This window comes from Methylocystis sp. H4A, from assembly GCF_015709545.1.
Classification (GTDB): Bacteria; Pseudomonadota; Alphaproteobacteria; order Rhizobiales; family Beijerinckiaceae; genus Methylocystis; species Methylocystis silviterrae.
Genome location: NZ_JADNQY010000026.1, coordinates 251,437 through 264,379, shown reverse-complemented (window position 1 = coordinate 264,379; position 12,943 = coordinate 251,437). Strand labels below are relative to the sequence as shown.

11 protein-coding genes and 1 pseudogene are annotated in these 12,943 nt (G+C 59.3%); 7 read left to right on the top strand and 5 right to left on the bottom strand.

The window, feature by feature from the left end:
- Positions 1-151 precede the first annotated feature (151 nt).
- A complete protein-coding gene (locus IYW40_RS14420; protein WP_246720810.1) occupies positions 152-403 on the top strand; it encodes a hypothetical protein in 252 nt (83 codons plus the stop codon).
- 708 nt (positions 404-1,111) lie between these two features.
- Entirely contained in the window at positions 1,112-1,336 is a 225-nt protein-coding gene (locus IYW40_RS14415) for a hypothetical protein (protein WP_196401070.1), read from the top strand.
- A 289-nt stretch (positions 1,337-1,625) separates the two neighbouring features.
- Here the strand turns inward: IYW40_RS14415 and IYW40_RS14410 are convergent, their stop codons facing one another.
- Positions 1,626-2,738 (bottom strand): DUF2252 family protein, encoded by a 1,113-nt coding sequence (locus IYW40_RS14410; protein WP_196401013.1) that lies wholly within the window; start codon positions 2,736-2,738, stop codon positions 1,626-1,628.
- A 957-nt stretch (positions 2,739-3,695) separates the two neighbouring features.
- Between IYW40_RS14410 and IYW40_RS14405 the strand changes: the two genes are divergently transcribed.
- Together IYW40_RS14405 and IYW40_RS14400 are read left to right on the top strand one after the other, a co-directional pair.
- Positions 3,696-3,887, top strand: a complete 192-nt coding sequence (locus tag IYW40_RS14405) for a CsbD family protein (protein ID WP_175093359.1) — start codon at positions 3,696-3,698, stop codon at positions 3,885-3,887.
- Positions 3,888-4,111: 224 nt separating this feature from the next.
- A complete protein-coding gene (locus tag IYW40_RS14400; protein ID WP_196401012.1) occupies positions 4,112-4,312 on the top strand; it encodes a hypothetical protein in 201 nt (66 codons plus the stop codon).
- Positions 4,313-4,380: 68 nt separating this feature from the next.
- Here IYW40_RS14400 and IYW40_RS14395 read toward each other — a convergent pair.
- From IYW40_RS14395 to IYW40_RS14385, 3 genes and pseudogenes are all read right to left on the bottom strand, one after another.
- Positions 4,381-5,080, bottom strand: a pseudogene (locus IYW40_RS14395) (VIT family protein).
- 21 nt (positions 5,081-5,101) lie between these two features.
- Complete coding sequence (locus tag IYW40_RS14390) at positions 5,102-5,266, bottom strand: DUF3309 family protein (RefSeq protein ID WP_083909734.1); 165 nt, start codon at positions 5,264-5,266, stop codon at positions 5,102-5,104.
- Between the two features lie 154 nt (positions 5,267-5,420).
- Positions 5,421-7,133, bottom strand: a complete 1,713-nt coding sequence (locus IYW40_RS14385) for an ABC transporter ATP-binding protein/permease (protein ID WP_196401011.1) — start codon at positions 7,131-7,133, stop codon at positions 5,421-5,423.
- Positions 7,134-7,360: 227 nt separating this feature from the next.
- Between IYW40_RS14385 and mgtA the strand changes: the two genes are divergently transcribed.
- From mgtA to IYW40_RS14370, 3 genes are all read left to right on the top strand, one after another.
- Positions 7,361-10,123, top strand: coding sequence for a magnesium-translocating P-type ATPase (mgtA, locus tag IYW40_RS14380; RefSeq protein ID WP_196401010.1), 2,763 nt, complete (start codon positions 7,361-7,363; stop codon positions 10,121-10,123).
- Between the two features lie 146 nt (positions 10,124-10,269).
- Positions 10,270-10,782 carry a L,D-transpeptidase gene (locus tag IYW40_RS14375; RefSeq protein ID WP_196401009.1) on the top strand — a complete coding sequence of 171 codons (513 nt, stop codon included), beginning with the start codon at positions 10,270-10,272 and terminating at the stop codon, positions 10,780-10,782.
- A gap of 279 nt (positions 10,783-11,061) precedes the next feature.
- Complete coding sequence (locus IYW40_RS14370; RefSeq protein ID WP_196401008.1) at positions 11,062-12,195, top strand: PAS domain-containing sensor histidine kinase; 1,134 nt, start codon at positions 11,062-11,064, stop codon at positions 12,193-12,195.
- Positions 12,196-12,506: 311 nt separating this feature from the next.
- Here the strand turns inward: IYW40_RS14370 and IYW40_RS14365 are convergent, their stop codons facing one another.
- Positions 12,507-12,863 (bottom strand): hypothetical protein, encoded by a 357-nt coding sequence (locus IYW40_RS14365; RefSeq protein ID WP_246720809.1) that lies wholly within the window; start codon positions 12,861-12,863, stop codon positions 12,507-12,509.
- Positions 12,864-12,943: the final 80 nt, after the last annotated feature.

Genomic DNA, 12,943 nt, shown 5'->3' with positions numbered 1-12,943 from the left:
GTCAGGCGTTGTCCAGAGGTGGCGATGACACGCCAAGTCGCCGCCAGCAGATCATTGGAAAGCTCGGCCTTGTCTGAAACGCCAGATAGGCCCATATTTTTCGCAAGGTCGGCCGCCATTTGGGCAGTGTCGGCTTGGTGGAGACATGACAATGATCGAAACATTGATAGGACTCATCTTTCTCGTCATCATCATCGGGGTTTTTTGGTGGGCCGCGACAACCTTGCTCCGTGTCATTCCTCTCGCGGAGCCATTTCGGACAGTTGTTAACGTGCTCGTCGTTTTGGTCGGGGTGTTCATTGTTCTTTATGTGGCGCAGATGTTCCTGACGGCAGCCGGCATTAAAGTGCCATGGCCGAAGTTTGGCGAAGCGAAGTCAATCCACTTGGTCATTCCTACCTAAGCCATCTGTTCGTACGACATGTGCCCGCCCAGCTGCAATCGCTCGAGTGCTGGTTCACCTCCTCACCCAGGTCGTCGGGGGTTATGGCGCGCCCCTCCGGAAGGCGTGCGGCGAATCGACATCTGATACGCATCAAGGAGATTCTTCCGGGCGCCGCACTTCCGAGATCGTCTCGTCATCAACGCTTTGCTTCGTCATCTTGAGCATGGACGCGGATCGCGTCGATGACTGCATTCGTCGGGAAAGAGCTTCAGCCTGCCGCCGACATTCGCGCGAGCGCAAACGGGCTAACATGGGTAAAACTTTAGCGCGTTGAGCTAGGGTAGGCCTAAGCCTGCATAATTGGCGCGGGTTCGAGGAGAAACGATCATGTCGCCACCATTGGCGCGCGTGGCGCTCGGAGCGCTGATAGGCGCGGCGGGCGTCGCGCTATTTGGCCGGCATATCGCGCGACGCGCACGTCCCGCCGCGAAAGCCGCGCTGAAAGCAGCACTGATCGCGATGCACGAGGCGCGGATCAGGGGTGGCGAAATAGCCGAGACCGCCGAGGATCTCTACGCCGAGGCAAAGGCGGAGGCGGTGGCCGAGACCGAAGCCGCGGGGAACGCGGCGCCTCTCTCAGAGCCCACGGCCGCGGCCGTCCTCGACCGGGTCAATTCCCAGATGAGTCGTGATGGGGCTTTTTCCCCTCGACCCGAGGAAACGGTCATGACAAAGCAACCGGGACTCGACGGCCGCCATCGAGACAAGAACGGCAGAATCAGCAAGAAACATGGCAATACGCTCATATCCTCATTGCGTCAGACCTATGGGGGCGGATTCGCTCCGGGGCGATCTGGCGATGAAAGATTGGCAGATGTTCTGCACGACCTCGACGAGCCGTCTCTCAGTCATCTGATCCATGACTTACAAAGCAATCGACTTGATTCTTGACTGATGACGAATGATCTCTCGACACCCAGTAACGTATGGCCGTCGCTGGAACCATGGCCTCAAGAGGCGGTTTTTCGGTCGGTTACAGATTCACAACCCTAACTGCCCATAGATTTAGCGCTACGACGTCGCCGCCCGCGAAAAAGTGGTCGCGTAAGTCCCCAATCTAACGCCGGCCCGAACCTGACTGCGGCCCTCACCGCAGACTCTCGGCAAGGCAGGCGCGCGATCAGAAGATTCAGGTCAAGGATTTGACGTCGGCGCGAGGAAGTATTCGTCCTTCATCGTTCTACTTGGAGTTATCGTCCACATTAAGGAAGTCGCGAAAAGCGGCAATCATTGACGGGATCAGCTTTGCCCATGCGGCATAGTCCTCTTTTACACTTTCGGCTGCAACTTTAGCAGCGCCGTGCAGCCAATCGACCGAGCGCGCGTCCAGATCGCTGCGAATGGCTTGCGTTTGCTCTTCGCTAGCGGCGTGGATTGCGCCCAGGTCGAAGCCCATCGCCTCGAGCAATGGGAGGTTCAACTTGGCGCCTGCGTTGACACCGAGGTCAATCTTTCGGGAATCTGCCGCAATCCGCCGGACGATGAAGCCGTCATGGACACGAAGGAAGGGATCAGGCGATCGATATTTGCCTGTAGCAATATCGAGAAAAGAAGACGGTCGCCCGCCTGCGCCATGGGCCCATTCCCATGCTGACGGCGCTAACGCCTTTGCCTCCCGTATGACGCTCCCACCGCGCCAGTCCGCGACTACTACAAAGCGTGGTCGGCCTAATCCTCCGCCGCCTTTTCTGCGCGACGCGAACCTCTCGACGACGGCGTCCGTGGGGAGACTCGAACGAAGAGCGCTCTTGACCTCATCCGGCGGGATAGCCGCCGGATACTTCCTGACCTCGTCCCAGAATTCTTCCCGCTCTTCGTCGGTGCAGGCCACGAACGGCAGCATCCAGGCTGCGTTCTCATCGAGCAGCGTTGGCCTCGGTTGGTCCAGACCCTTCCGGTACCCAGCGGCAATGGCGCTGGCGGCGTCGTGGTTGCTGAACGCCAAACCCTGAGCGAGCCTGACGCTCGTCGCAAGTCGGACAAGGTCAAGGGGATATGGAATGACCGCCGCTTCATCGAAATCATTCACGCCCCACACCAAACGACCTTCGGCGTCGCGCCACGTCCCGAAGTTTTCGACATGAGTATCACCAACGCTAAGAACAGCTGGCGCATCACTTAGATCGGCGCAAATTTTCTCGATTGTCTTCGCCCATCGGAAGAATGTTGCGCGAAGGAAGGTGAAGGCGTCCTTCTTCATCTTCTGGTGTTTATGTTCAAGGTCTGCTTCCACCACTTGGCATTGGTTACGAAGCCACGCCTCGTATGCATCGTTGTCAGCCCGAAAGGACATATCCTGTCTCCTCGCTCGATCGTCGCCGAAATGTCTCGCAGAGCCCGGATCGAGAGAATGTGGCGTCGCCGGACCGTGGCGCCGAAGCTGGTATTGGCCCGATGCTCCCTGATGAATGCGTTTAGCGCGGACTTGATCTCCGGGTTGTAGTTGGGAATCGCCCAGGCCCCCCGCCTTCGCTAACGACAAGGTCGTTGCGTGGGAGCGCTTTGGGAAAGACTCCAGACTATATGTGGCTTTGTGATCGCCGACGACAACATAAGGTAGCAGTCTGGCATTCACCATAGACGAGGTCTTCATCCTCAGGTTCTCATCGATCGGCATGAGTGCGATCTGCTTCAAGCCTTTGGCCACCGCGAGACGGTCCGCATACTGCTTGAAAGGCGTACGTGGATCTCGCGTCCGCTGAGGTTCTCGATCGTGTCCAGCCTGGGCGAGGTGGGGCCGATGACGACAATCTCGTTGACGTTCGTCGACACACGGATCGACGAAGTCGACACCGATCGAGTTTAGAGCAGCCGTCCGCACGAAGATCGTAAGCTTGGCCGGCGCTCAAGCATCCATCCGGAGACGCCGGCAACGCTGCCTCCTGATCCGCCGCTAATGTCGGATCAGCGCCAGGAGAATGATGATCGGATTTGGAACGCCGAGCATCAAGAGCAAATGAACGTTCCCTGACTTACGCTCTTCTTTGGATGTCCTTCGCTAGGCGCTCTTCCGGTTTAGGGGCTATCAATTTTGTATCTCTTCACGTCAGCGGAGCGCGCCGCGCCAATGAGCATCACGAGTGACGCGAAGTGATTGAAGGCTCGCAACTAGCGCAAAGGGCCGGCGCGGTCTTATGTCTCACTCATTGCGCTACCGGGCTTTTCGTGATCGACTATGATTGCGCTACTGGCAAATCGCGAGAGGCAATACGCAATAACGCATTGTCAGTCGTAACTGAGGAGACCGACCATGGGCAGCACTACCGACAAGATCAAGGGTGCGGCAAATCAGGCGGCGGGGGCAGTCAAACAGGGAGTCGGCCAAGCAGTAGGCAACCCGAACCTTGAACTCAAAGGCGCCGTGCAGGAGCTCAAGGGCGAAGCTCAGGAGGCCGTCGGCAAGGCCAAAGACGCGGTGAAAAAGCTCGTCGACAAGGCCTAACCTGACTTCGTCACGAGCGCGAGAAAGGCGGCCTTAAAGGCCGCCTTTTCATATTTGCTATCATCATTGAATAGTGCGGGGCCCGAGACCCCGTGACATTCAAAAGAATATCATTCAGAGCATTGCGTCATGGCCAAGGAACCAAAAACTTCAAATAAGGATAACCCGCTGCTCCGCGCCTTATCCAGATGGGAGAACGAGGGCGGTAGAACCGAGATCGGGAAATGCGGGCTGATCTGGCCAAGGAAGAAGAAGCACTCATTTTGCAGTGCTTGGGAGCGGCGGTCATCAGCCGCTGGAATAGTCTACCCACGGAACTCCAGCGGGATCTATTCGCACGCGCCGTTTCTGTCGGCGAGCCGCTCACCACAGCGGACCTGAAAGAGCAACTCGCTCGCTTTCTTCACAGCCACAAAGATTTGTGACTGCGGTGATAGGACCTACTGCGTTTCGCGAATGACCGAGCGCTTTTTTTCTTCTACCGTCAGAATGCTCAAACAGCCGCGCCGAATATTTCCCCTATACCGGCCGTTAGGGCCATCGCCAAGGCGCCCCAGAATGTCACTCGTGCTGTGGCGCGCAAAACATTCGCCCCGCCTGCTCTTGCGCCAATGGCGCCCAGAAGAGCGAGAAAACACAAACACGCGCCGGAAACGATGGGAACAAGATCGCCAGCAGGCGATACCAGAATCATGAGTAAGGGCATGGCGGCGCCGACAGAAAATGCTGCAGCCGATGTCAGTGCGGCTTGGACAGGACGTGCCGTAGTGATTTTCGAAATCCCGGTTCATCGCGCGCGTGAGCGGTTAAGGCGTCTTTCGCCATCAACTGTTGGGCAACCTGCCGCGCAAGAGCGGTATCGACACCGCGCTGGACGTAAATTTCGGCAAGCTCGTCAAGTTCGGCCTTGGCGCTCTCGGTCAGTTCGCTGCGTTCCCGAGCGAGATCCGCCCTTTCGGTATCGGATTGCGAGCTAACGGAGACATATTCGCCAGCGGCCATCGACATGGCGCCAGCCACTAGTCCCGCGACACCAGCGATCAAGACGCCGCCCTCAGTCGTATGGGCTGCCGCAACGCCGACGATCAAGCTCGCAGTTGAAACGTGCCGTCATTGGCGCCGAGAACCGCGGCTCTCAGCCACCCGATACGCCCGACCAGATGGTTTTCCGGGTGCAGTCGCAGACGACTCAATCCGAAGTTCCAATTCTGAGATTAAATCCGCCCAAGCAGCATGAGAACGACAAGAACGATCAGGATGAGGCCGATCACGCCGACGCCGCCATGCCCGTACCCATAGCCGTAGCCGCCAAAACGTCCACTGAAACCGCCGAGCAAAACGATGATGAGGAGGATGATGAGCAATGTTGAGAGTGACATTAAGCAATCTCCGTCGCAGGGAATTTCACTTTTGAGCTTATCACGGCTGCGCTTCGGCGGTCCACAGCTTGAAGCTCCTCAAGACATCCAAAATGATAGGCGGCAACGCGTCGAATAATAACGCCCGTCGAAAATCAGCTACTCGTCGGGTTCACTATGATCTCGCGCTAAGCTGGATCTCGCGGTCGTAGAAACGCTTGTCTACATTGCGGCGTGCGGCGTGGATGATGGTCGAGCCCGGCGCTTCCTCGCAGAGCAGTTCCATCAGCCGCGTCTGGCTGAGGTCGTCGAGCGCCGAGGTGGGTTCGTCCATGATGATGATGTCTGGCGGCCTTAGCAGCACGCGCGCGAAGCCGAGCTGTTGCTGCTCGCCGCCTGATAGCACATCGGACCAGCTCTGCTCCTCGTCTAGGCGCGATACGAGATGAGCCAAGCCACAGGCAACGAGGATCCTTTCGGTGCGCGCGGGGTCGGGCGGCGCGTCGCCGCGGGGATAGTCGAGCGCGTCGCGCAACGTGCCCCGCGGCATATACGGCTGCTGCGGCATGAAAGCGATGCGCGCATCCTTCGGACGCAGAATGCGGCCGCTGCCCCACGGCCACAACCCCGCCATAGCGCGGATCAGCGTGCTTTTGCCGGTGCCGGAATCTCCCTTGACGAGAACCTTCTCGCCACGTCCGATCACCGCATCGGTGTCCGCGAGCATCAACGTGCCGTCATGCTGGGCGATGGAGAGCCCGCAAAGATGCAATGCGCTGTCGTCGCTGAAGGCGAGATCGATCATCTTCTCCTCAGCTCCGATCGCAAGCTTGTCGAGGTCCTCGAAGAAGAGGTCAAGGGCGGCGACCCGTCGCGCCGAGGCGAACCAGTCCGCAAGACGCAGCGAATTGTCGGCGAGCCAGTTGAGCGCCAATTGCACCTGTATGAAGGCGGCCGCCGCCTGCATGAGGTCGCCGAGCGACATTTCGCCGGCGAGATATTTCGGTGCGCCTAGCATGAGCGGGATGGCGGGCGCGAGCACGTTATTGCCGCTCGATAGGAAGAGCATGCGCGCCTGCCGTCCAATCACCGCAACCCAGCGCAGCGCGACCTGACTGAATCTCGCAAAATGCCGCTCCCGCTCGGCGTCGTCGGCTCCGATAAGCGCGATTGTTTCGGCGTTTTCGCGAGTGTGCGAAAGTTCAAAGCGAAAGTCCGCCTCTGCGACCGCCTTCGCTTCGACGCGCGCGACGAGCGGACGGCCCAAAAGCAGCATTCCGAAGGACGTCGAGGCGGAATAGATGACGACCGCGATTACGAGATAGCCCGGGATCGTCATGCCCCCAATCGTCAGCGAGCCGCCGATGAACCACAACACGCTGACGAACGAGACCGCCATGAGCAGAGCATTCGTGACGCCCGTCGCAAAGTCGACGAAGAGCTCGATAGCGATCCGACCATCCTCGGCGATGCGCGCTTCCGGATTGTCGACGAGCCGAAGGACGCTGAGCTGATAAAAGCGGCGGCGCTCCATCCAGCGCCGCACGAGCGTCTGAGTCAGCCATTCCCGCCAGCGCAACTGAAAGCGCATGCGCATCTGCAGCAGCGCGACGCTCGTCAACGCAGAGGCGAAGGCCAGCGCCAGCATCAGGCCGATGCTGAGAAAGATCAGCCGCTGGTCCTTGTTCTGCAGGGCGTCGAAGAAAAACTTGTTCCATCGGTTGACCGCGATGGCCGGGGCGAGATTGAGCAGCAGGCAGGCAAAGAGCCCCGCCACGAACAGCTTCGCTTTGCGGCGCGTGGGGCCGGTCCAGAAGCCAAAGGAGAGGTTCGCAAAGTGGCGCAGGAGCCGCGCATCGATCGCGGTTGGAACAATGCCGTTAGTCATATTCGTTCTCAAAGCTCAACTTGGGATGACCGGCAAGGCGGCATAGATGGCCCTGCATCTTGGCGCGATCGGCGCCTTCATGTGAGACTATCGCTGTCTGCCTGTGAACTCTTATGGGATCGTTTTTCTCGTGTCATTTTGATGGACGCCGTGTGGCTTCGCGTGAAGCGAGGCCGAGGAGCAGACTAGCGACGTTCGCCTACAAACGATCGCAGATAGGACCGAGAGTGACCTGGGACGCGAACGAAACTCCCTACTGGAGCCATAATTCTTCCGAGCTGGCCGCAGCTTTGGAGTCGGGTCCCAACGGACTATCGTCCGATCGCGCCGCTGCGCTGCTCTTAAGCGTCGGTCCCAACAGCGTCGAGGATGCCCCACGCCTGAGCGCGCTTCGCGTCCTTCTGCGCCAGTTCCAAAGCCCGCTCGTCCTCATCCTGGCGTTCGCCGCCGCAATTTCGCTGGCGCTTCAGCAATGGGTGGATGCCGCCATTATCCTGGCGATCGTCCTGGGCAGTTCGCTCCTCAGCTTCTTTCAGGAATATCGGGCGTCCACCGCGGTCGATGAACTGAAGAAGCGCCTGGCGCTGACGTGCCGCGTGGTGCGGGATGGGGTGGAGCAGACGGCGCCGGTCAGCGCGATCGTGCCCGGCGACCACATCCTCCTCTCGGCGGGCAATCTAATCCCGGCTGATGGGCTCGTGATCGACGCGCAGGACTTCCTCGTCAGCGAAGCGAGCATGACCGGCGAGTCGTTTCCGGTCGAGAAGCGGGCCGGGATAGTTCGTCCCGACGCGCCTATCACTGAACGGACCAATGCCGTCTTTCTCGGCGCTTCGGTGCGCAGCGGCACGGCGAAGGTCCTTGCCGTGAGCACCGGCTGCCGGACCGAGTTCGGCGCTATTGCGGCGCGGCTGGGGGCGCGCCAACCCGAGACCGACTTCGCCCGCGGCGTGCGGCAGTTCGGTTATCTCCTCGTCCGCGTGATGATTGTCATCGTTCTCTTCGTGCTGACTGTGAACTTGTTACTCCACCGCCCGGTGATCGAGTCCCTGCTGTTCGCCGTGGCGCTCGCGGTCGGTCTGTCGCCTGAGCTCTTGCCGGCGATAATCAGCGTGACCCTTTCGGCCGGTGCGCGGGCCATGAGCAAGCGCGGCGTCATCGTCCGCCGGCTCGACGCCATCGAGAACCTCGGCAGCATGGATATCCTATGCACCGACAAGACGGGCACATTGACCGAAGGCGCCATTGTTCTGCGCGACGTCCTCGACGCCGGAAGCCAGCCTTCGGTTGAGGTGCGACGGCTCGCCTTTCTCAACGCCGCCTTCGAGACCGGCATCGAAAACCCGCTCGATGAAGCGATTGTGACTGCGGGCGAGGACATTGGGCTAACGACCCGCGGCGCCGCCAAGATCGACGAAATCCCCTACGACTTCATGCGTCGCCGACTCACCATCGTCGTGGCGGAGGATGGAGCGCCGTCACAGCGCCTGTTCATCACCAAGGGGGCGTTTTCGAACGTGCTCGACATATGCACATCGTTGGACCGCGACGGCGTCGAGGTTCCGGCGAACGCCGAGCGGCGCGCGGAACTCGAGAATGTCTTCAAGGCCAAGAGCGCTGAAGGCTTCCGTGTTCTGGCCGTTGCAACTCGCAAGGTTCCAGTGAAGGCGGACTACGACCGCGACGACGAACGGGAGATGACTTTTCGTGGCTTTCTTGTCTTCTACGACCCGCCCAAGGCGGACGCGCGGCGCACGATCGACGATCTCAATCGGCTAGGCATCCGTATCAAGGTGATCAGCGGCGACAACCGCTATGTGACGGCGCATCTGGCGAAGGCTGTGGGACTCGATGCAACGTCGATGCTCACCGGCGAAAAGCTCGTAAAACTCAAGGACGAGGCTTTGTGGCATCTCGCGCCACGGACAGACCTCTTTGTCGAGATCGATCCCCAGCAGAAGGAGCGGATCGTCCGCGCCCTGCAGCGGACAGGTCATTCGGTCGGATATCTCGGCGACGGCGTCAATGATGCGCCGGCCCTGCATGCGGCCGATGTTGGCATCTCGGTCGAGACGGCGGTGGACGTCGCCCGCGAAAGCGCCGACATCATCCTGCTCGACCGCGACCTGGACGTGTTGCGCTCTGGTGTGGAGGATGGTCGGCGGACCTTCGTCAACACGCTGAAATACATCTCGATCACCACCAGCGCGAATTTCGGGAACATGGTCAGCATGGCGCTGGCGGCGCCGCTGCTGCCGTTCTTGCCGCTTGCCGCCAAGCAGATTCTGCTGAATAATTTCCTCTCCGACGTGCCGTCGATCGCGATATCCAGCGACAATGTCGACGCAGACCGGGTCTCCCATCCGCAGCGCTGGAGCATCAGCGAGATCCAGAAGTTCATGATTGTCTTTGGCCTGATCAGTTCGGCCTTCGATATGTTGACCTTCGCGGTGCTGCTCCTGGTTTTCCACGCCGGCGAGGCGACGTTCCAGACCGCATGGTTCATGATTTCGCTGCTGACCGAACTCGCGGTCGTTCTCGTCCTGCGAACCCACAAGCCGGCTTTTCGAAGCAGCCCGAGTCAGTTGCTGTTGTGGTCAACGCTTGCGGTAGCGGTCGCGACCTTGGCCATCCCCTTCCTCGGGGCGCTGAGCTCGGTGTTCGGCTTCGTGCCGCTCTCGGCGATTGAGATAAGCGCCGTTGTCGCTATCGTCCTCGGCTATATTGTGGCGACGGAAATGGGCAAGATATGGTTCTTCTGGTCCATCAATACTGCAGGTCTTTCGAAGCCGATCAGAGCTCGAAAGACCAAGGCGTCTGAGCCCAGACCGCATCCTCTTGGGCCTTTCATGAGCGCGCTCGTCGCTACGGCGTTAGTCGTGGCGGGAGCCCTCGTCTTAACGGGAACGCTCATCTTGATCGGAACGCTTGTCCAACTGAGCCTTCAGCCGCATGAAGCGTTAAAGTCGGTCTTCTGGCCAAGCAAATAACGTAGGTCGACCGGAAAGCGACCGCCACCATCGCCATATTTGCGGCGACGCAATCGCCCGGCTGCCTTTAACCTTCAGAAAAAGACGCCATGAGTAGCTTATCGTCTCAAATACGCGCTCCGGCTCTTACGGAACGTCTCGCTCGCTTGTTGCGCATTCTCCTTGTCGGCGTGGCGCTCGTCGTTGGCGCCGCCGCCTTGCCGTCGATCAGCGCCGCTCGGGATATGGTGGCCTTTCCATCGTCCGTCGAGCCGGGCACGATTGTCATTGACACGCGGCATCGCAAACTTTTTTTCGTCGCGGATGAAGGCGTCGCAATTCGCTACTCGATCGCCGTGCCAAAGAGCAGCGAGGAATGGTCCGGCTCCGCCACGATTATCGGTAAGTACGTCAATCCGGACTGGGCTCCGCCATGGATTGTAAAACGCGACCATCCGGAATTGCCGGACCTTATTCGCGGCGGTGCGCCGAACAATCCCATGGGCGCTCGCGCTCTTACCCTCAGCCGCTTCCAGGTGGCGATTCACGGGACGACCAAAAGGATGCGCGCATCGATCGGCTCCGCCGCCTCCTACGGCTGCATCCGCATGTTGAATGAGGATGTGATTGATCTGTTCGATCGCGTAAGCGTCGGTACGCCTGTTATCATGAGGCCATGACGGTCACGATCTTAGTTGTCCGCGGGGCGGATTTTCGACGTGTTACGCAAACCATGAGAGTTTTGGAGGCTTCGACTGTCGGCATTGGCTGCGTTTCTCGACCACCTGGCGGGGCGGCATGACTCGGAACGTTGGAATTGCTATATTTCTAGCGTAGGAAGGAAAATTTTAGAGGGGCCTCGGCCCGTGACCGCTCTATAGACCCGCGTACGTGGTGTGAGTGTAGCAGCGACGCAGTCGGATTTCGCGCCGGCCTTAGGCCAACGCGCCTGAGCCAAATTGCAACAAGGTTTTTTCGTACCAATTGCGCGTATTAAAAAGCGCCAGGAAGGATATTTCGAAATCACAATCGAGCCCTTAGACCCGCAGTACGCCCCGGTGCTCGCCCAGGCGGTCGTCGACACGGTCCGCGATCCTCTGCTCGTGCTTAATTGTCATCTAGGCGTAACCGTAGCTAGCCGGTCCTTTTTCCATAATTTTGCAGTCACCCCCGAAGAGGTCATCGGACGTTCCGTTTATGAGATTTTAGACGGCCGTTTCAAGGTCCCGCGCCTGGCTTCGCTCTTAGATAAAATCCTGCCCGAGCATGCCATTGCGGAAGATTTTGAGATAGATGCCGAGTTTCCTCGCATCGGACAGCGCGTCGTGATTGTGAACGCGCGAGAAGTCTTCTTCACGAGCAGCGCTCACAAAGCTATTTTGCTCTCCTTCGTAGATGTGACCCATCGACGTTTCATAGAGAAGGAGAAGGAGTCTCTTCTCAATGAAACCAGGACGCTGCTACGGGAGAAGGAAGTGCTGCTCCTGGAAATGCAGCACCGCATTTTCAATAGTTTGCAAATCATCGCGAACATCATCATGATTAAGACTCGGGTGACGACCTCGGAAGAGGCGCGCCGACATCTGCAGGACGCCTACTCCCGCGTTATGTCGGTGGCGACATTGCAGCGGCACATCGACACGGCAGGCCGCACCGAACTCGTCGAAGTCGATCCCTATTTGACCACGCTATGCGACGGCCTCGCGGCCTCGATGATCGGCGAGGAGAAGCAAATATCCCTGAAATACGCTTTCGACCGCGCTCTCATTCCCTCGACCGAAGCAGTGAGTCTTGGCCTGATCGTGACGGAGCTGGTTATCAATTCCGTGAAATATGCATTTCCTCAAAGCCGCCCCGACGCGGAGATTCTCGTCAAATACGAGACATCCGGCTCCAACTGGCAGCTCACGGTGTCCGATAATGGCGTGGGCAGGCCGGAAGGATACAATACAGCTGCCCCTTCTGACGGCTTGGGCAGCACGCTTGTGAAGGCGCTCGCGCAACAGATCAAGGCGCAAATTGAAATGGCGAACAGTGCCCGCGGACTCGTTGTCTCGATCGCGCATGCGACATTTAACCCACGGCCTGCATAGGCCTCGCCAATCCAGATCGGATCGGCAAGGCGTTGGCAGTAAAACGTCGCGCGCGACGGTTACGGCATCAGCAGGAGCAATCCATGAAAATTGGACGGACAGGTTAGCGCTGGATCAGAGTCCAAAGGCTGAGAACCTGCCGAGGGCATCACTGTCGCTGCGACAACATTTTGTCGATGCAACCGCAACCGAAAGGAGTAGGGCACGCTCAGCGTCCTTATCCCACCGAAGTCGCCCCCACTCGGTTCACCACGAGGCCGGTAGCTGTTGCGGCCTCGCGTCCAATTGCGGCGCAGGATAAGGCGCGCGCTTTATTGGCAGGCCCACACCCAACCAGCGACGGGGTCCCACTGCCAGCACGAACTGCCGCCATAGCCGTAGCCGGGATAGCCGTAGCCCGATGCGCCCGCGATTCCCGCGCCCAAAACGCCGGCCGCGGCGCCCGCGACGCCAGCCGCTGCGCCAATCGCGGCGCCCGGAATGCCGTAGCCTCGGCGATAATAACCGCGGCGATAGCCCCGATAGTAAGCTTGTTCGAACGACGTCGTTAGTCCAACGCTCGTTGGACTCGCGGCGCTCATGGGGCCAGCCAAAACTTCCGTCGGTAGAGCCGCCAGCGCGGTCACCCCGCATAACGCGGCCAGGACAGATTTCACACTCTTACACATTTCGACCTCCCTTTTTCATAAACACAGATTTTCAGAAACACAGAGTCGAGTCCGCCCCAACGCGGGCGTGCCGCGCTGCT

What these genes read in the sequence shown, in the direction of transcription:
- IYW40_RS14420 (WP_246720810.1), top strand. Translation starts at nt 152, where the DNA reads ATGATCGAAACATTGATAGGACTCATCTTTCTCGTCATCATCATCGGG.
- IYW40_RS14415 (WP_196401070.1), top strand. Translation starts at nt 1,112, where the DNA reads ATGACAAAGCAACCGGGACTCGACGGCCGCCATCGAGACAAGAACGGC.
- IYW40_RS14410 (WP_196401013.1), bottom strand. Translation starts at nt 2,738, where the DNA reads ATGTCCTTTCGGGCTGACAACGATGCATACGAGGCGTGGCTTCGTAAC.
- IYW40_RS14405 (WP_175093359.1), top strand. Translation starts at nt 3,696, where the DNA reads ATGGGCAGCACTACCGACAAGATCAAGGGTGCGGCAAATCAGGCGGCG.
- IYW40_RS14400 (WP_196401012.1), top strand. Translation starts at nt 4,112, where the DNA reads ATGCGGGCTGATCTGGCCAAGGAAGAAGAAGCACTCATTTTGCAGTGC.
- IYW40_RS14390 (WP_083909734.1), bottom strand. Translation starts at nt 5,266, where the DNA reads ATGTCACTCTCAACATTGCTCATCATCCTCCTCATCATCGTTTTGCTC.
- IYW40_RS14385 (WP_196401011.1), bottom strand. Translation starts at nt 7,133, where the DNA reads ATGACTAACGGCATTGTTCCAACCGCGATCGATGCGCGGCTCCTGCGC.
- IYW40_RS14365 (WP_246720809.1), bottom strand. Translation starts at nt 12,863, where the DNA reads ATGTGTAAGAGTGTGAAATCTGTCCTGGCCGCGTTATGCGGGGTGACC.